This window comes from Erythrobacter neustonensis, from assembly GCF_001663175.1.
In the GTDB taxonomy this organism is placed as follows: domain Bacteria; phylum Pseudomonadota; class Alphaproteobacteria; order Sphingomonadales; family Sphingomonadaceae; genus Erythrobacter; species Erythrobacter neustonensis.
Genome location: NZ_CP016033.1, coordinates 1,630,959 through 1,649,646 on the forward strand (window position 1 = coordinate 1,630,959; position 18,688 = coordinate 1,649,646).

Here is an 18,688-nt window from a genome sequence, read left to right on the forward strand (position 1 = left end):
TCCCTGCAACCCGTTTCGGGTTTTCAGGAGAAACCTATCGGTCTGCCTGCCAAAAGGAAACCGGCAAAACAAAAGGGGCGCCCCGCCGTTTGGCAGGACGCCCGCTTGTTCGGGTCAGGCGCGCATCAGAACGATGCGGTGACCGACAGCACCACGGTGGCATCCGAAATCGAATTTCCGTCGAGCGTGGCGAAGTTGGGGCGGATACGGTTGGCTTCGGCTTCCGAAATGTCGGTATCGACATAGGCGGCCGAGAAGGTGAGGCCGGGGGTGGCGACGAAATCGATCCCGACCAGCCAGTCGAAATAGGTGCCCGTGGGGGCGATGCTGGTGCCGTTGGGGCCAAGGCCGGGGTTGCCGTCCGAATAGCCGATATGCGCCTTCAGGCTGACCGGGCTGTCGCCCACGGCATAGACCGCATCACCGGCGAGATAGAGGTTGTCTTCCTTGTCGCCCGGATCGGCCGGAAGACCGACGGGGAAGGCATTGCCGAGCGCTTCCTGCTTGGGCGCATAGGCGACCGTGGCGGTCAGCCCGAGCGGGCCGGCGGTGCCCGAAAGCTTGGCGTACAGTTCGGCGAAGTCGGTTTCGTCCGCGCCGCTGGGATACATGTACCAGGTGCCGCCCAGATCGAGCGTGCCTTCGCCCACCGGGACCTTGAAACCGGCAAACAGGTCGAGTTCCATGTTGGCCCCGCCAAAGGTGCCCCATCCGGCAAGGTTGGAGCCCCATGCACCGAAGTAAAAGCCGCTTGAATGCGACAGCGTGACGCCGCCCTGCACGGCCATGCCTTCGTCGGTCTGCGAAACGCCGCGGAAACGGTAATCGGAGGCAAGCGTGGCCGAACCCGACACGGTCAGCGCCGGTGCAGCATCATCCTGGCCGGTGGCTTCGTCGAGGTTGATCGGTGCGCGGGCCGGGGTGCCCGCAGCGGTATCGGCAGCGGTTTCGGAAATCATGATTTCGGTTTCAGCGGCCGGCCCGACGATTGCGGCATCTGCTTCCCCGGCAAGTGCGGGAGCGGCAAAACAGGCGGACAGGGCGACAGCCGAGGCGGCTGATGCGAAACGGATGAACATAAGGAACGCTCCATGAAGAGGTTTGGATCGTTCCACCTGCGCGGCATGCAGGATGTTTTATCCGACGAATCGGGTTCCCGTCATGCCGTTGTCATAGTCTCAAAAGATATTGCGGCGCACAAAGACTATGTGATGCGCCTTTTTCGTATTCGGTTGTTGCGTTGCTTTCGGGCAACACCCACGTAACATTGCGCATTGCCTGCTGCCCGCGATTACGGCGCCGCGCGCAGGCTCTCCATGTCGATCACGAAACGATACTTGATGTCGCTCGCCTCCATCCGTTCATAGGCGGTCTCGATGTCCTGCATCGCGATCATCTCGATTTCGGGGAGGATGGTGTTCGCCGCGCAGAAGTCGAGCATTTCCTGCGTTTCGGCGAGCCCGCCGATCCCGCTGCCGGTCAGGATCTTGCGGCCCAGCAAGACCCCGGTGTGAATCTCGGGCATCGGCCCGATCAGGCCCACCAGCACCTGCACCCCGTCGATCCTGAGCAGATGGAGATAGGGCACGACGTCGTGTCGCACCGGGATCGTGTTCAGCACCAGGTCGAAATAGCCGCGCTTTGCTTTCATTGCCGCCTTGTCCGACGTGTTGAGAAAGGCGTGCGCGCCCAGTTTTTCGGCGTCGCCGCGCTTGCTTTCGCTGCGTGACAGCACGGTAACCTCGGCGCCCATCGCCGCGGCGAGTTTCACCCCCATGTGACCGAGGCCCCCGAGCCCTGCGACTGCGACCTTGCTGCCCGGTCCGACCTTCCAGGTGCGCAGCGGGCTGTAGGTGGTGATCCCGGCGCAGAGCAGCGGCGCGGCTTCGGCCATTGGCATCCCTTCGGGCACCTTGAGCACGAATTCCTCGCGGCAGACGATCCGTGTCGAATAGCCGCCGAAGGTCAGGCTGCCATCGCGGCGGTCCTTGCCGTTATAGGTGCCGGTGTTTCCTTCGAGGCAATATTGTTCGAGATCCGCCTCGCAATGCGCGCATTCGAGGCAGGAATCGACCATGCAGCCGATCGCCACGCGGTCGCCGATCTTGTGCCGGGTAACGCTCTCGCCCACCGCTGCCACGGTGCCGACGATCTCGTGACCCGGCACGATCGGATAGGTGGTGAAGCCCCAGTCGTTCCTCGCCGAGTGGAGGTCAGAATGGCAGATGCCGCAATGGCTGATCTCGATCAGCACATCATCGTGGCGCAGCCCCCGCCGCGTGATCTCCATCGGGCCGACGCCGCTGTCGGGCGCGGTCGCACCATAGGCTTTGGTGGGGTATTCGTTGGTGGAACTGGTCATCGGGCATTCCTTTCCTTGGTGCGCTGATCGAACCTGAAAGGTTCGCAAGCGCGACCGCGCGCCGGCCGGTAGGCCGCCCCCGCGGGGGCGTTGGCGCAGCCAACTGGCCGCGAGCGATCATTTAGGCGGCATGCGAATGGCTCCGTCCAGCCGGAACTGGTGGCCGTTGATATAGGAATTGCGCGCGATCTCCAGCACCAGCGAAGCGAATTCCTCCGGCTCACCGAGGCGTTTGGGGAAGGGCACGCTGGCGTTCAATTGCGCCCACATCGGCGGGTTGCGATCCTTCATCCCCAGCATCAGCGGGGTCGCGAAAATGCCCGGCATCACCGAATTGACGCGAATGCCCAGATCCATCAGATCGCGCGCCATCGGCAGGACGAGGCCGTTCACTCCGGCCTTGCAGCTGCCATAGATCACTTGGCCGATCTGCCCGTCCTGCGCGGCGACACTGGCGGTGAGGATGATGCAGCCGCGCTCGCCATCGGCGTTGACCGGATCGGCATTGGCCATCCCCAGCGCGGAGATGCTGGCGACGCGGTAGCTAGCGACGAGAATGCCGTTTGCACCGAACGCATAATCCTCGGTCGGGAGGCGCTTGTATTGCCCGCTCTCCTTGTCCCAGCCCAGCGTCTTTCCGCGCCGGCTCGCCATCGCGCAGTGCAGCGTCACGCGTTCCTGCCCGTGCGCGGCGCGCGCCGCGGCAAAGCCGGCCTCGACGGATGCCTCGTCCATGATGTCGACATGGTGGAAGGTGCCGCCGATCGCCTTTGCGTGGGCTTCGCCAGCCTCGTCGTTGATATCGAAGATCGCAACCTTCAGACCCGCATCGGCAAAGGCCCGCGCGCTTGCCTTGCCCAGTCCGCTGGCCCCGCCGGTCACCACAACGGCCATGCCGCTTTCCAGTTTCATGCGCGTCTCTCTCCTGTCGTGTTTTCGGGCCGAGGCTAAGCCTTTCGGAAGCGCTGCGCCAGATGGCGAAAATGCAGCAATGTTTGGTCGCGCGATTGTCATGCGCGGGTCCTAGGGGCGGCGCCTATTCATCCCAAGGGGGCCGAGCCATGATCCGATTTTCCCGCACCGCAGCCGCAATCGCGCCGCTGATGCTCGCCGCGGCCTGCGCCACCGTGCCTGCGATCACAGGTGACCCCGCAGTCACTGTCAGCGCACGCGCCGAAACCCCGCCGGTGGGCACCGCGCGCGAGGATGCGGCGGACGATCCGGCAATCTGGCGCAATCCTGCCGATCCGGCCGCAAGCCTTGTCGTCGGCACCGACAAGAAGGGCGGGCTTTACGTCTATGATCTGAAAGGTGCGCAAAGGCATTTCCTTGCCGCACCGGGGCTTAACAATGTCGATCTGATCGATCTGCCGGATGGCCGCGTGCTGGTCGCGGCGAGCGACCGCAGCGATCTGACGAAGGTGCAACTGTTCCTCGCGCTGCTCGACACCGACACCGGAACGCTCACGCCCGCGGGTAAGATCGTGGCGGGGCCGGGCGAAGGATACGGCATCTGCATGATCGCGGGGCCGCGCGCGGGCGAGATCGTTGCTTTCAGCGCGCCCAAGGAAGGCACGATCTACCGCACTGTCATCACCGCGGCAGGCGGCAGGTTCACCGGCAGCACGACCACGCTGGCACAGATCCCGACCCAGACCGAAGGCTGCATCGCCGACCCGCGCACCGGCACGCTCTATATCGGCGAGGAAGACGCCGGGATCTGGGCGATCGACATCGCGACCGGGGCCAAGAGGCTTGTGGCAACGATCGACAACCGCGCGCTGGTCGCCGATGTCGAGGGCCTCGCCATCGCGCCGCAAGGCAAGGACGGCGGTTATCTTGTCGCCTCCAGCCAAGGCGACAATGCCTATGCCGTGTTCCGGCTGCCGGGCGTGACCCCGGTGGGCCGTTTCCGCATTGCTCAAGGCGCATTCGGCAGCGTCGAGGAAACCGACGGGATCGCGCTCGACCACCGCAATTTCGGCCCCGACTTCGCGGGCGGGCTGTTCATCGCGCAGGACGGCGTGAACGCGCCGCGCGCGCAGAATTTCAAATACGTCCGCTGGGACGAAATCCTTGCCGCATTGGGGGAGGGCCAGTAATCCGCTGAGCAATGAGCCAGCCGATCCTGACCCCCGACCGCCGCCGCTTCCTTGGCGCAGGCGCCGCCGCCACTGCCACCGCCTTTGCCGCGCTGGCAGCGAGCGGGTGCATGAGCAGCCGCACAAGCCGAAGAGCGCAGGCACCCACGGGCGGCACGGCGGCAACAGGCGGCTTTGCCGGGTATGGCGCGCTGCAGAGCGATCCGGCGGGCCTGCTCGATCTGCCTACGGGCTTTTCCTACCGCGTGATTTCGCGCCGCGGCGATGCGATGGACGATGGCGGCACCGTGCCCGACCGCGCGGACGGGATGGGCTGCTTCGATCTCGGCAACGGTGAAATCGCGCTGGTGCGCAACCACGAACTGCAACCGCGCCACGATGCCGGCGGCCCGATCGCCAAGGGCTTCGGCAAGCGCGACGGGCAATTCGTCCCCGGTGGGACCACCACGATCGTGCTCGATGCCGCCACGCTTGGCGTCAAGCGCCAGTTCCGCAGCCTTGGCGGGACGATCCGCAATTGTTCGGGCGGGGTAACCCCGTGGGGCAGCTGGCTGACCTGCGAAGAGGCCCCCACCGGCCCGGGGCAGCCCTATGGCGACGGGCTCGAACGCGATCACGGCTGGGTGTTCGAAGTGCCCGCCGCCGCGCGCGGGCTGATCGATCCCGTGCCCTTGACGGCGATGGGCCGGTTCAACCACGAGGCCGCCGCGGTCGATCCGGCGACCGGGATCGTCTACATGACCGAAGACCGCGACGACGGCGTGCTTTACCGGTTCGTGCCGCGCGTTCCGGGCAGACTTGCCGAAGGCGGGCGGTTGCAGGCGCTGATGATCGAAGGCCTGCCGGATTCGCGCAACTGGAACGGCAGTGCGATGTCGCTGCGCAAGACCTATCCCGTGACCTGGATCGACCTCGATCAGCCCGAGGCACCCAAGGACGATCTGCGACTTCGCGCTGCGGCCAAGGGGGCGACGCTGATCGCGCGCGGCGAGGGGCTGCACATGGGCCGGGATCGCGGGCAATCCGAGGTCTTTGCCTGTTGCACCAGCGGCGGAGCCAGGCAGCTGGGCCAGATCATGCGGCTGACCATCGGCCAGAACGGCCAGCCCGACACGCTTGCGCTGTTCTTCGAGAGCGAAAGCAAGGACCAGTTCGATTACGGCGACAATCTCACCGTCGCGCCCAATGGCCATTTGATCGTCTGCGAGGACCAGTACACGCTGCTGGTCGACAACCATATTCGCGGGATCACGCCTGCGGGCGAGGCCTATACGCTGGCGCGGCTGAAAGCGCAGACCGAACTGGCGGGCGGGTGTTTCTCGCCCGATGGCAGAACGCTGTTCGTCAACGCCTACAGTCCGGCGGCGACGCTGGCGATCACCGGGCCGTGGGCCGCGTGACGCGTTAAGCGTGGACGGGTTTCTTCTGGCATTGATGCTGGTGTTCGCGCTGGCGATGGGCGGGCGCGATCAGATGCTGGTGGCGCAATGGTCCAGCGTTCTCGGCGCAAGCGCGCAATTGCTGGCGATCGCGGTGCTGTGCGCCGCGCTCAGCGCCGGGGCAATGGCGTGGATCGGCGCGGAATTTGCCGCCCTGCTGCCGCGCCGCGCAGGCCAGATGCTGGTCGCCTTTGCGCTGGCGGTGGCCGCGGTGGAATTGGCGCTGCCCGTGCGGGCCAAGCCCTTGCACGAGCCGACCCGTTCGATCGGCGCATTGGGCGCGGTGCTGCTGGCGCGGCAGCTGAGTGACGGCGCGCGATTTGCGGTGTTCGCACTCGCCGCATGGAGCCTGTGGCCGGCGATGGCCGGGCTTGGCGGCGCCTTGGGCGGCGCGGCAGCGTTGGGGATGGGATGGGGTGCGGGCGCGGCGCGGCTGGCGCGTCTGCCGTTGCGAACCGTTCGGATCGGGCTTGCCGTATGTCTCGGCACGGCTGCACTGTTCGTCGGGCTTGGCGCACGCTTCGCCATCGGCTGATCGCCTGCGCCGATCACCGCGCGCGCAAATCCGATGAAACAAACCTGACGCTCGCCAGTTGTATCGGCGACACCGCAAGGCAGGCGCGTATCCCCGCGCCGCCCCCACAAGGAGATGTTTCATGGCCGACAAGAAAGCCAACGCCAAAGCCGCGCTGATCGACGAACTGAACGGTCTGCTGGCCGATCACTTCGCGCTCTACACCAAGACCAAGAGCTTCCACTGGCACATCACCGGGCCGCGTTTCCGCGATCTGCACCTCTTGTTCGACGATCAGGCCACCGAAATCCGCACCCAGATCGACGTGATCGGCGAACGCGTGCGCAAGCAGGGCGGCAAGACGCTCACTTCGACCGGCGCGATCGCCAAGCACACGCAGATCAAGGATCAGGACAAGACCGATCTCTCTCCCGACGAGATGGTCACCGAACTGCGCGACGATAACCAGAAGATGGTCGACCGTCTGAAGGCGATGAAGGAACTGACCGAAAATGCCGGCGACAACGCCACCGACGGCCTCGTCGACGACTGGACCGATGCCGCCGAAGAGCGCGTGTGGTTCCTGACCTCGATCCTGGGCGAACAGGTCAAGGCCTGATTTATCCTAGCGATTTGCGCCCAATCGAGCGCCGCCCTCCTTTGCGGGGGGCGGCGCTCTCGCTATAAAGGGGGCATGTCGCAAATCACGATGATCGAAGGCGCCGACCGCGGTGCGATTGTGGCCGCGTTGCGCGGTCTGCTTGCCGCACCCGGCGCCATCACGATACCCGGCGGGTCGACCCCGTTCCCGATCCTGTCGGCGCTGATCGACGAAGGTGCTGTCGACTGGCGGGATCGCGAAATCTGGCCCAACGACGACCGGATCGTTCCCGAAGACCACGACGCCTCGAACACCGGCAAGATCCGCGCGCTGCTCGAACCGGCAGGCGCGCGGATCGTGACGCTGGCCGAGCACGCGGACGTGCCGCATTTTGCGGTAGCGTGGCTCGGGATGGGGCCCGATGGCCATATCGCCTCGCTGTTTCCCAACACCGATCCTTCGGCCAATGATCCGCAGTCGGTGCGCAGGCTGACCCCCGACCCGCTGCCCGCGCACGCCCCGTTCGACCGCATCACGCTGACGATCCCTGCATTGGTCAACACCGATGCACTGGTCTTCACGATGGGCGGCGCAGACGACAAGCGCGCGGTGTTCGAGGCCGCGATGGCCGGGCAAAACGATCTGCCCGTGGCGCGTCTGCTCCGCGCAGCGCGCGCACGCGGTGTTCCCGTGACCGTCTTTGCCTGACGCGATGCTCGGGCTTATTCCCGCTCCCGTTCACCGCGCGCTGATGCCGCTGGCCCATGCGCTGCGCCATCGCTGGCGGCGCTGGCGCAAACGCCCGATCGCGGGGGTGAGCGTGATCGTCACCAACCTGACGGGCGACGTTCTGCTGCTCAAGCATTCCTATGGCCCCGATGTCTGGAGCCTGCCGGGCGGCGGGCTCGCGCGCGGCGAAGATCCGGTCGCGGCGGCGCGCCGCGAGGTGTTCGAGGAGATTGGCGTCGAGCTTGCGAGGATCGACCCCGTTGCGCGGCTGGACGAGGTCCTGTCAGGATCGCCGCACACCGCGCATGTCTTTGCCGCGGTGTGCGACCGCCAGCCCGCACCCGACCGGCGCGAAGTGATCGAGGCGCGCTTCTTTCCCTCGCATTCGCTGCCCGAACCGCTCGGGCGCACCACGCGCGCGCGGATCGCTGCCTGGCGCGCGCGCGGGATGGAATAGGGCGGGGCGGTCTAAAGCAGCCGCAACTGCGCCGTATCGCGTGCGGGCTTCGCGCTTTCTGCCCCTTCAAGCGCGGACAGCGTCAATCCCATCAGCCTGATCGGGCCGCGCAAGGGCAATTCGGCTTCTAGCAGCGCGCGCGCGATCCTCGCGAAAGCCTCCTTCGAGGCAACGACGTCGGGCGATGACGCTGCGCGGGTGATGATCTGGAAATCGGTGAATTTCAGCTTCAGCGTCACCGTCCGACCGCGTGCGCCCGCGGCCTCGATCCGGTCCCAGACGATATCGACGATATTCCCCAGCGTTTCGCGCAAGGCGGCGCCGCTGCCGATGTCTTCGGAGAACGTTCTCTCGCCGCCGACCGACTTGCGCACGCGATGCGCGGCGACAGGGCGCAGGTCGATCCCGCGCGCGGCACGAAACAGGTAATCGGCCATGCTGCCGAAATGCTGGCGCAAAAAGGCGATGTCCTTTGCCGCAAGGTCCGCGCCGGTGGCAATGCCGAGGGCCTGCATCCGGCTTTCCGCCTTGGGGCCGACCCCGTGGAACCGCCGGATCGGCAGGCCTGCAACGAACTGCGCGCCTTGCCCCGGACGGATCACGCACAGCCCGTCGGGCTTGTTCTGGTCGCTTGCCAGCTTGGCCAAGAACTTGTTGTAGCTGACCCCCGCGCTCGCGGTCAGCCGGGTCTTGGCGCGGATTTCCTGCCGGATCAGCGTGGCGATGCGGGTCGCGCTGCCGATCCCCAGACGGTCCTCGGTGACATCGAGATAGGCTTCATCGAGGCTCAAGGGTTCGATGACAGGCGTATAGTGTTCGAACACCCGCCGGATCTGGCGGCTGGCTTCCTTGTAGGCATCGAACCGCGGGCGCACGAAGATAAGGTCGGGGCACAACCTGCTGGCGGTGACCGACGGCATTGCGCTGCGCACCCCGAACACCCGCGCTTCGTAGCTCGCCGCCGCGACCACGCCGCGCCCGCCCGATCCGCCGACTGCAACCGGCTTGCCCTTGAGATCGGGATTGTCGCGTTGTTCGACGCTGGCGAAGAAGGCGTCCATGTCGACATGGATGATCTTGCGCAGGCCAGGCTCGTCCGCGCCGGGCGGGGCATGATCGTCTGGCGCATCCGTTCGGGTCATGTCCGGCAAATAGTTGTTTGCAGCGCCCGAAGGAACTGTTGCTGGAACATTTCACGCCCGCTGCCATTTTGTGCACATGCGAAATGAACAGTGGTCATCGGGTGAGGCAGGAGGCAAGGGCCCCGCGATGGCTACCTCTCCCGCATCATCTTCTCCCGTCGCCGCATCGCCCGCCCGCAAGGCGCTGGGCGAGCGCGAGCTGATGTGGATGATGGCGATGCTGATGGCGCTGAACGCCTTCGGGATCGACGCGATCCTGCCCGCGCTCGATGCGCTTGCCGCCGACCTTTCTGTTCCCGGCAACGACCGGCAATTCGTGATCGGCGTCTATCTGCTCGCCGGCGGCCTCGGATCATTGACGCCCGGCGCGCTGGCCGACCGGTTCGGGCGACGGCCGATCCTGCTGGGCGCGGTGGCCGTTTATATCGTGCTCTCTGTGCTTTCCGCGCTGGCACCCACCTACAACGCGCTGATCGCGGTCCGCGCGGCGCAGGGCTTCTTCGCCGCAGGGATTGTCGCGCTTCCGCCGGCGATCATCCGCGACCGCGTGGGCGGCGACAAGATGGCGCGGATGATGAGCCTGATCTTCGTGATCTTCCTGATGGTGCCTGCGGTTGCGCCCACCATCGGGGAAGGCATCCTGCAAACTTTCGGCAGCTGGCGCGCGATCTTCGGCGTGATGGCGGTGCTGGGCGTGGTGATGGGGGCCTGGGTCTTCGTCCGCCTGCCCGAAAGCCTCACGGAAGAAAACCGCCAGCCGATCGTGCCCCGTGCGATCGCGGGCAACATGCTGCGCGCACTGACGCTGCCGAGCGTATCGGGCTATGTCATCGGCTCGGCACTGGTGTTCGGCGCCCTGTTCGGCTTCATCAATTCCTCGCAGCAGCTGATCACGCAGACCTTTGGCGCGGGCGATATCTTCCCGCTGGTGTTCGGGATCTGTGCCGGATCGATGGCAATCGCCAGCTGGTCGAATTCGCGCATCGTCGAACGCTTCGGCGCGCGCCGGGTAAGCCACACCGCCCTGTTCGCCTTCATCGTGGTCGCGGCATTGCAAGTGATGTTCGCGTTTCAGGGCGAGGAAAAGCTGTGGCACTTCGTCCCGCTGATGGCGATCAACATGGCGCTCCTGGGCTTCATCGGCAGCAATTTCGGCGCAATCGCGATGAACCCGTTCTTCGCCATCGCGGGTGCGGCAAGTTCGGCGCACGGCTTCGTGCGGATGACCACCGCCGCGCTGCTGGGCGGAGCAATCGGCTATGCCTATGATGGCACCGCGCGTCCGCTGGCGCTTGCCCTGCTGGCCAGCGGGCTTGTCTGTCTGGCGCTGGTGCTGTGGAGCGAGAAGGGCAAGCTGTTCGGCCCGTCGGATGCGGACGAACGGCTCGGCACCGGGAGCGACTGAACCCCAGCCGCCCCCGGTGATTGCCTAGGCAGCTCGTGCCCTGATCTCATCGAAGGTGCGGCGCACCAGCAATTCTCCGTTTCGCCACACCGGCACGAGCAGATCCTCGCCGTCCGCGACCGCATCGCGCCGCCGTGCCACCAGCCGCCCGGCTTCGCGCACCACCGCTTGGCGCCCGGCCTTGCTTGCCTTGCCGGGATCGGTCAGCGGCGCTTTCGACACGTCGTGCCACACGCCTTTGTCGTCGCGCATCGCATTGGCTTTCATCGCGAAGCGCAACGTATCGCGGTTGACCTGCTGCAATAGCCCGCCGCCCATCCCGAAGGCGATGTTGTCGATCGCAAAGCCTTCCGCGATCATCCGTTCGACCAGCCGTGCGATGGTGGCCGGCGTCATGCCGTCGCCTTGGATCACGCGGACATGGGGGTCGAGCACGCGGAAACCCTTGGCGTTGACGGTGCCACCGAATGCCTCCCACAGCACCTTCACCGCCCGCAAAGGCGTTTCGACCGGATCGCCGCTGTCGGGGCGCACCACCAATGTACCCTTTCGGCCCAGCACCTTGTCCCGCAAGGTGCCGCCCCAGATGCCGGTCAGCGCCGCGTCGAGATCATAGCTGTCCGATACCACCGCGACCATGCGCCCCTCGCCCTCGAAGGCATCGAGCATGTTCTCATACGCCGCGGTCTCGCGCGCGCGGCCCCAGCTGGTCATCGTGCTGTGTTCGGCTGCGGGGATCGAAAAGCCCGCCATTTCCGCGCCATAGAACCGCTGTGCCGCAACCAACGCCTCCATCGTGTCGGTGCCCATGAAGTTGACGAGGTGCGCCATCCCGCCGATCCCTGCGCTCTGGCCGCTCGACACACCGCGCGCACCGAAATCGTGGAGCTTGAAGGGCAGCTGGCCTGCCGGATCGTCGCTGCTCTGCTCAAGCCCGGCGGCTATGATCAACCGGCACTGGCGGCTGAGCGTCGCGACGGTGGTGGGATACCACACCGCGCGCAGCAGCGCGGTTTCGATGAAGGTAGCAAGCCAGGGCAGGCGCGGATCGGTGGTCTCGACCTCAATCAGCGGCACCCCGGTCGGCACGATCATGCCTTCGGGCAGGCTGCGGATTTCGAGCGGCAGGAACCCGCCGTGATCGTCCAGCACGATTTGCCAGCCCGCGCGGTTGAACGGAACGCCGTGCGCGGTGCAGATCGCTTCGGCCTCGTCGATATCTGCTAGGGCGATCGGCTTGCCGAGCCGTTCCAGCAGGAAGGGTTGCAAGCCGAAGAACAGCAATTCGTCCGCAAAATCGTTGGGCCGGGCCTCGACATAGGCGCTGATCGCGCGCGCTTCGGGCGGGTATTGCAGGAAGTGGCTTTGTTTGTAGCTGTCGGTCGCAAGGATCAGGTTGTCGGTCATGGCTGTGAACTCCTCACAGGGGTTGGTGCGGCCTTGCAAGGGCTCCCCTTGCAAAGGTGTGAAAATCAAAGATCGGCCATCGCGGTGATGATCGCCCAGTGATCCTCGAACAGCATGTCGGGGCTGAGATCGCCCAGGCGATACCAGCGGGCATGCGCGGCATCGTCGCCGCCCTTGACGCTGAACAGCTTGCGCCGTTCGGGCAGGCGGAACAGGAAGGCGTGGGTGATGATCCGGCCCCTGAGCGAGCGCGACGGCGCATCGAAAACGCGGGTGCGTGCATCCTCGATGAAACTGGCGAGCATCGCGGGCGGGATCTGGCCCTTGCCGTCGCTGATCGCGGTTTCCTCGCGCAGTTCGCGGATTGCGGCGTCGCGGATGCGCTCGGCCGGGTTGACGAAGCCGCCGGGCAGCGCGAGCAGCCCCTTGCCCGGCGCCGAGCCGCGTGTCACCAGCAGGATGTGCCCGGCCTGCACCACCACCGCATCGGCGGTGACGAACGGCCCCGGCCCCCACTGCGCGGGGTAGGCGGCAAGATATTCTGCCTCTTCCAGCAATCCCTTGAACACCTCGCCCAGCGCAAATTCACGTAGGAAGGCAGCAACGCCGGGCGACAGGATCGTTTCGGGCACTTGCGCAATGCGCTGGAAATAGCCCGCTCGCACGTCGCTGGAGGAAAAGGTGCCATATTGGCTGGCGATCTGCAGGTTTTCCCATTCGGGGAAGAGCTTGAGATAATAGCTCGATGCGTCCTTGCCGAAGCCGGCGAGCGCGATGCGGAAATCGGCCAGCCCGTGGTTCTGGAAGCCGTGGGCGTTGCCGTGATCGAGCACCAGCGCGCGAACCTGCCGCTGGACCTGCGCGGTCCAGGCGGTGTCCGAATAGGGGTGATCGTCGAGCGGCGCGATGATCAGCCGTCCTTGCGCGACTTCATGGCGGAAGGCGCCGCGCAGCATCGCTTCGCGTTCGGCATAGGTGAAGGGATTGCGCGGATCGCGCGCGACATTGGCCGAACCGACCAGCACGATCAGGCGTTCCACCTGTTCGAGCGCGCGGGCGATGACATGTTCGTGGCCGATGTGGAGCGGCTGGAAACGTCCGATAAAGACGCCGAAATCGATGGTTGTCATGGCTTCGAGGCTCCCCCGAAATGATTGCGCGAACCGGACTCCCCGACTCGCTGAATGTCTTATATTCAATTTGCATATAAGCAGTCAAGCTATATGGATAGTGGCATGAGCCACCCGCCTTTCGCCGTGACTGTTGACCTCGTGCTGATGACCGTGACTGGGTCCGGCCTTGCAGTGCTGTTGCAACGCCGGGCGGAGGAACCTTTTGCCGGGCACCTCGCGCTGCCGGGCGGGTTTGTCGGTATTGACGAACCGCTCGATGCCGCCGCGCGCCGCGTGCTGGCAGCCAAGGCGGGATTTGCGCCGGGCGAGGGCGGCTGGCTCGAACAGCTTTACACTTTCGGCGATCCGGCACGCGATCCACGCATGCGCACGGTGAGCGTCGCCTATTTCGCGCTGCTGCCCGAAGAGCGGCTGGCGAGCGCCGTGGGTGATGCCGATGATCTGATGCTGGCACCGGTGGGCGATCTGCCCGAACCGCTCGCCTTCGATCACGCCGCGATCCTCTGTGCGGCGCAGGACCGGCTGCGCGGCAAGCTCGATTACACCCCCGTCGCGCTCGCGCTGCTCCCCGATGCCTTCACCTTGCGCGACCTGCAAGGCGTGCACGAGGCGATCCTCGGCAAAAGCCTCAACAAGCCCGCCTTCCGTCGCCGGATGATCGACACTGGCTGGATCGAGGCGACCGGCACGCGCGAGGCAGTGTCGAACTTCCGCCCGGCCGAACTCTACCGCCGCAAACCATCCTGATCCGCGCCGAGCCGGCGCCACGCCAATCCGGCAAATTCGCACAAGAGCGGGCGCGTGTCGCGCGGGTCGATGATGTCCTCGACATTGAACCGTTCGGCTGAGCGGAACGGCGAGGTAACCTTGGCGAGGCGTTCGCGGATGTCCTCAAGCAACGCCGCCGGATCATCCGAGGCTTCCAGCTCGGACTTGTAGGCGACCTCGAGCCCGCCCGCGATCGGCAGGCTGCCCCAGTCGCCCGACGGCCAGCAATAACGGTATTGATACCGCTCGGCGTTGCTCATCGCGCTCCCCGCGATGCCATAGGCGCGCCTGAGCACGACCGACGCCAGCGGCACCGTCGCGCGATAGATCGCGTTCATCGCGTCGACGCCGTAGCGGATCGTCCCCGCCATCTCCGCCTCGCGCCCGATCATGAAGCCGGGGTTGTCGACGAGGTGGACGATGGGCAGCCGGAACTGGTCGGCGAGGCGCACGAACCGCTCGACCTTCTCGGACGTCTTGGCCTCCCACGATCCGCCAAGGTAGCTGGGATCGGAGGCGATGACGAACACCGGCCAGCCATCGAGCCGCGCCAATGCGGTGATCGCCGCGCGGCCCCAGTGGCGGCCGATTTCGAAGACGGTGCCGTGGTCGAAAACATGATCGAGACAGCGGCGCATCGAATAGACCTGCTTCTCCTCGCGCGGCACGAGGCTGAGCAGCGCCTCCTCGCGCCGGTCCGCCGGGTCGCCGGTTGCGATGCGGCGCGCGGGCTGGCCGACATATTCGGGCATGAAGCTCAGGAAATGCCGCGCGCGGGCGAAGGCCTCGGCCTCGCTTCCCACTTCGTCGTCGACCACCCCGTTACGGGTGTGGATCGCAGAGCCGCCGAGGGCTTCCTTGGCTTCCTCGTGATTGGCTGCAGCCCCCTTGTAGGCATCGCCCAAGCCATCGACCACGGCGGGGCCAGCGGCGAAGATCTGGCTGAGGCCCTTGACCATGATCGAATAGTGGCTCGCCACCGTCCGCGCCGCGCCGAGGCCCGCCGTCGGCCCCAATGCCAGCGCGACCACCGGCACGGTGTCGAGGTTTGTCACCACATCGCCCCAGCCGGGCACGGCAGGAATGTAAGTCGCGCCGATCTGTTCGAGCGTTTTGACGGAACCGCCGCCGCCCGTGCCGTCGATCATGCGGATGATCGGAAGCTTCAGCTCGTGCGCCATGCGCTCGGCCTGCACCATCTTGCGCGCGATGCCAGCGTCCGCCGCGCCGCCGCGAATGGTGAAGTCGTCCGCGGTGGCGACCACCGGGCGGCCGTTGATCAGCGCCTTGCCGAACAGGAAAGGGGCGGGGGTGACGTGCGCAAGGTCGCCGCTCGCGTCATATCTGGCGGACCCTGCGATCTTGCCGATCTCGCGGAAGGAACCGGTGTCGCACAGGGCCGCGAGCCGCGCGCGGGCGTCCATCTTGCCCCGCCCGTGCTGCCGCGCGACCTTGTCCACGCCGCCCATCTGCTCGGCGAATGTTTCGCGGCGGCGCAGTTCTTCGAGTTCCTTGGCCCAGCTCACAACCCACTCCCGTCATGCTGAACCTGGTCCAGCATCCATCTCTCGGCTTTATGCCAAGGTGTGTGGGGCGAAATGGACCCTGAAACAAGTTCAGGGTGACGCAGTGGCTATTCTGAGAGTGGTACCACCTTGGCGAGCACCGCATCGACTTGCACTTGGCTCCCCGCGCTGACGCTGAGCCCCTCGACCCTGCCATCGAAGGGCGCGGTGAGGGCGTGTTCCATCTTCATCGCCTCGAGCACCATCAGCCGCTGCCCGGCGGTGACGGCCTGGCCTTCGCTCACATCGACCGCGATGACCTTGCCCGGCATCGGCGCGATGATCGCGCCATCGGCGGCGGAGGCTTGGCCGGTGCCGTCGGCGCGCAACGACAGGACGAAGGTGCGCCCTCGTTCGGTTACGACCACGGCATCGCTCGGGGCATCGCCCATCGGTGCAGCATGACCGCCCCCGTCGCGATCCTCATCGAAGGGGGAGGCGGTAACTGCTTTGGCACCTTCGTAAAGCGTGATAGTTCGACGCGGCGGCGCGTTGAGACGCAGCCCGAACATGTCGCGGGTCAGCCCCTGAAGCGCGTGCGAATGCGCTTCTCCGTAAGTCCACCGGTTCATCCATACTGTGTTCGCCGCGACGGCGCCGCCTACCGCAGTGATCGGGCGCGGCTCTGTCAGTTCGGTTTCGTGGCGTGCGATCAGGCCTGTATCGAGCCGGGCGTCGGCAAAGTCGGTAAGCGACAGGCACTCGTACAAGAACGGCTTGTTGGTTGTGATTGGCAGAACGTAGATGGCATCGAGCGCCCAAAGCAGATTGCGCCGCGCCGCTTCTCGGTCATCGCCATAGGTGATGATCTTGGCGATCATCGGGTCGTAGAACGCGGACACGACGTCGCCTTCTTCCACCGCGGTTTCGATGCGCGCGGGTTTCTCGAAATCGTAGGAGGCCGGGTCGGTGACAGGCAGTGATGGTTGCATGAACGACAAGGTGTGAATTGGGCCGGGGCTCGGCAAAAACCCCTTCGCCGGGTCCTCGGCATAGAGCCGCGCTTCGATGGCGTGGCCGTTGATCGACAGTTCTTCCTGCCGCTTGGGCAGCGGCTCGCCGCTCGCCACGCGCAGTTGCCATTCGACCAGATCGACCCCGGTGATCTCCTCGGTGACCGGATGCTCCACCTGAAGGCGGGTGTTCATCTCCATGAAAAAGATGCGATCCGCGCGCAGGCCTTCGCTGGCGTCGGCGATGAATTCGATCGTGCCTGCGCCCTCGTAATCGACCGCTTGTGCCGCGCGCACGGCGGCGGCGCAGATCGCTTCGCGGGTGGCTTCGTCCATACCAGGGGCGGGGGCTTCCTCGATCACCTTCTGGTGGCGGCGCTGGAGCGAGCAGTCACGCTCGAACAGGTGGACGACGTTGCCGTGGGCATCGCCGAACACCTGCACCTCGATATGGCGGGGCGAGGTGATCCACTTTTCCAGCAGCACTTCGTCATTGCCAAAGCTCGCCTTGGCCTCGCGGCGGCAGCTCTCCAGCGCGGCCACGAAATCCTCGGGCGCATCGACCTTGCGCATCCCCTTGCCGCCCCCGCCCGCGACCGCCTTGATGAGGACGGGATAGCCGATCGCCTCGGCCTCCTTGGTCAGCCGCTCGACGGACTGGTCCGACCCGTCATAGCCCGGCGTCACCGGCACGCCGGCGGCGCGCATCAGCTGCTTGGCCGCGTCCTTCAGACCCATCGCACGGATGCTCGCAGGCTTGGGGCCGACCCAAATCAGCCCTGCGTCGATCACGGCCTGTGCGAAATCGGCGTTCTCGGAGAGGAATCCATAGCCCGGGTGGATCGCATCCGCGCCCGTCTGCTTGGCCGCCGCGATGATCTTCTCGCCCACCAGATAGCTTTCGGCAGCGGGCGAGGGGCCGATATGCACCGCCTCGTCGGCGCTTCGCACATGCAATGCCTTGGCATCGGCATCGGAATAGACCGCGACCGTCGCCACACCCATGGCGCGGGCGGTGCGCATGATCCGGCAGGCGATTTCGCCGCGATTGGCGATCAGAAGCTTGGTAATCATGCGCGCCGGATTAGCTCCACTTGGTTGCAAAGGAAACCGTCTCGGCGAAAGTGCGAAAGGCTCAGGCCGGAGGCCGCACGGCAGGGCGGTAATCCGCGATACCCCAAGTGATCCCGCCAGCGGGCATCTTTTCGCGGTTGAGCACGGCAGAAAGAAACGCGCGCACGCCGTAGAGCGCCTTTTCGCTGCGCGGCACATAGGTGCGGCTGGCCCAGGCATCGGCTCCGCGGGCGCGCACCTTGCGCCCGATCGCGCCATAGATCCGTGCGGCGGACAGCACCGCCCAGCGGCTGCGGAACGGGAGCTTTGCTGCCCCCACGCGCGCGGCGGCCTCGTGCTTTTCGACCAGCGCGACCAGCCTTGCGGCCATTTCGGCAAGCTCGGCGCGGTGGTGCGGCTTGGTGTGCTGGCCGGGCTCGATATCCTGTTCGACCAGCCATTCGATCGGCAGATAACAGCGCCCTGCGGCGTCATCCTCGACGATATCGCGCGCGATGTTCGACAGCTGGAACGCAAGGCCCAGATCGTTCGCCCGGTCGAGCGTTTCCTGATCCTTCGGATCGACGCCCATCACCACCGCCATCATCACGCCGACCGCGCCTGCCACGTGATAGCAGTAGCGCAGCATGTCGGCCTCGGTGCGCGGGCGCCAGTCTTCCGCATCCAGTTGGAAGCCCGCGATCACGTCCTCGGCCATTTCCGGGGTCAGGCCGACTTCGGCCGCCACCACGCCGAGCGCATCGAAGGCAGGGTCGCCCGTCGGCACGCCGTCAAAGGCAAGCGCGGTCAGCCGCCGGATATGCGCAAGGCGGCCCGCAAGATCGGTCTGCGCGCCGAGTTCGCCGCCCAGTTCCTGATTGTCGGCAATGTCATCCGCGCGGCGGCACCAGGCATAGAGCAGCCAGGCGCGCTCGCGGGTTTCGTTGTCGAACAATTGCGAGGCGGCAGAAAAGCTCTGCGAACCCTGCTTGATCGTCAGCCGCGCATGTTCGACCAGCGCGGCGCGAGTGGCTGGATCGACCGCCATCGCGAAGCGT

The 18,688-nt window shown here is 65.9% G+C and carries 17 protein-coding genes; 8 read left to right on the top strand and 9 right to left on the bottom strand.

The genetic code is table 11. From position 1 onward, the window contains the following. Nucleotides 1–125: 125 nt before the first annotated feature. From A9D12_RS07540 to A9D12_RS07550, 3 genes are all read right to left on the bottom strand, one after another. Nucleotides 126–1,079 (bottom strand): TorF family putative porin, encoded by a 954-nt coding sequence (locus tag A9D12_RS07540; RefSeq protein ID WP_068350731.1) that lies wholly within the window; start codon nt 1,077–1,079, stop codon nt 126–128. 212 nt (nt 1,080–1,291) lie between these two features. Beyond that, entirely contained in the window at nt 1,292–2,362 is a 1,071-nt protein-coding gene (locus A9D12_RS07545) for an NAD(P)-dependent alcohol dehydrogenase (protein ID WP_068350732.1), read from the bottom strand. 117 nt (nt 2,363–2,479) lie between these two features. Then, a complete protein-coding gene (locus tag A9D12_RS07550; RefSeq protein WP_068350733.1) occupies nt 2,480–3,274 on the bottom strand; it encodes an SDR family oxidoreductase in 795 nt (264 codons plus the stop codon). A gap of 149 nt (nt 3,275–3,423) precedes the next feature. On the opposite strand from A9D12_RS07550, the gene A9D12_RS07555 reads away from it, so the two are divergent. From A9D12_RS07555 to A9D12_RS07580, 6 genes are all read left to right on the top strand, one after another. Beyond that, nucleotides 3,424–4,464, top strand: a complete 1,041-nt coding sequence (locus A9D12_RS07555; protein ID WP_068350734.1) for a phytase — start codon at nt 3,424–3,426, stop codon at nt 4,462–4,464. Nucleotides 4,465–4,475: 11 nt separating this feature from the next. After that, nucleotides 4,476–5,864 carry an alkaline phosphatase PhoX gene (locus A9D12_RS07560; protein WP_068350735.1) on the top strand — a complete coding sequence of 463 codons (1,389 nt, stop codon included), beginning with the start codon at nt 4,476–4,478 and terminating at the stop codon, nt 5,862–5,864. Nucleotides 5,865–5,874: 10 nt separating this feature from the next. Continuing rightward, nucleotides 5,875–6,438 carry a hypothetical protein gene (locus A9D12_RS07565; protein ID WP_068350736.1) on the top strand — a complete coding sequence of 188 codons (564 nt, stop codon included), beginning with the start codon at nt 5,875–5,877 and terminating at the stop codon, nt 6,436–6,438. 121 nt (nt 6,439–6,559) lie between these two features. After that, the gene (locus A9D12_RS07570) at nt 6,560–7,036 is read left to right on the top strand and encodes a Dps family protein (protein WP_068350737.1); all 477 of its coding nucleotides are present in this window, start codon (nt 6,560–6,562) and stop codon (nt 7,034–7,036) included. Between the two features lie 75 nt (nt 7,037–7,111). After that, entirely contained in the window at nt 7,112–7,726 is a 615-nt protein-coding gene (locus tag A9D12_RS07575) for a 6-phosphogluconolactonase (RefSeq protein WP_068350738.1), read from the top strand. Between the two features lie 4 nt (nt 7,727–7,730). Continuing rightward, nucleotides 7,731–8,204, top strand: coding sequence for an NUDIX hydrolase (locus tag A9D12_RS07580; protein WP_068350739.1), 474 nt, complete (start codon nt 7,731–7,733; stop codon nt 8,202–8,204). Between the two features lie 11 nt (nt 8,205–8,215). Here the strand turns inward: A9D12_RS07580 and dinB are convergent, their stop codons facing one another. Next, entirely contained in the window at nt 8,216–9,346 is a 1,131-nt protein-coding gene (gene dinB, locus A9D12_RS07585) for a DNA polymerase IV (RefSeq protein ID WP_068350740.1), read from the bottom strand. Between the two features lie 127 nt (nt 9,347–9,473). Between dinB and A9D12_RS07590 the strand changes: the two genes are divergently transcribed. Beyond that, complete coding sequence (locus A9D12_RS07590) at nt 9,474–10,751, top strand: multidrug effflux MFS transporter (protein ID WP_068353990.1); 1,278 nt, start codon at nt 9,474–9,476, stop codon at nt 10,749–10,751. Nucleotides 10,752–10,775: 24 nt separating this feature from the next. Here the strand turns inward: A9D12_RS07590 and A9D12_RS07595 are convergent, their stop codons facing one another. Next, nucleotides 10,776–12,158 carry a nicotinate phosphoribosyltransferase gene (locus tag A9D12_RS07595; protein WP_068350741.1) on the bottom strand — a complete coding sequence of 461 codons (1,383 nt, stop codon included), beginning with the start codon at nt 12,156–12,158 and terminating at the stop codon, nt 10,776–10,778. Between the two features lie 65 nt (nt 12,159–12,223). Then, entirely contained in the window at nt 12,224–13,288 is a 1,065-nt protein-coding gene (locus tag A9D12_RS07600) for a bifunctional nicotinamide-nucleotide adenylyltransferase/Nudix hydroxylase (protein WP_068350742.1), read from the bottom strand. A gap of 105 nt (nt 13,289–13,393) precedes the next feature. On the opposite strand from A9D12_RS07600, the gene A9D12_RS07605 reads away from it, so the two are divergent. Then, on the top strand, nt 13,394–14,038 hold the full coding sequence (locus A9D12_RS07605; RefSeq protein WP_231889569.1) for an NUDIX hydrolase: 645 nt from the start codon (nt 13,394–13,396) through the stop codon (nt 14,036–14,038). On the opposite strand, the gene A9D12_RS07610 is transcribed toward A9D12_RS07605, so the two are convergent. The 3 genes from A9D12_RS07610 to A9D12_RS07620 form a co-directional block, all read right to left on the bottom strand. Further along, nucleotides 14,017–15,585, bottom strand: coding sequence for an acyl-CoA carboxylase subunit beta (locus A9D12_RS07610; RefSeq protein WP_068350744.1), 1,569 nt, complete (start codon nt 15,583–15,585; stop codon nt 14,017–14,019). The genes A9D12_RS07605 and A9D12_RS07610 overlap by 22 nt on opposite strands. Before the next feature lie 107 nt (nt 15,586–15,692). After that, complete coding sequence (locus tag A9D12_RS07615; RefSeq protein ID WP_068350745.1) at nt 15,693–17,651, bottom strand: acetyl/propionyl/methylcrotonyl-CoA carboxylase subunit alpha; 1,959 nt, start codon at nt 17,649–17,651, stop codon at nt 15,693–15,695. A gap of 61 nt (nt 17,652–17,712) precedes the next feature. Further along, the gene (locus A9D12_RS07620) at nt 17,713–18,678 is read right to left on the bottom strand and encodes a phytoene/squalene synthase family protein (protein WP_068350746.1); all 966 of its coding nucleotides are present in this window, start codon (nt 18,676–18,678) and stop codon (nt 17,713–17,715) included. Nucleotides 18,679–18,688 lie beyond the last annotated feature (10 nt).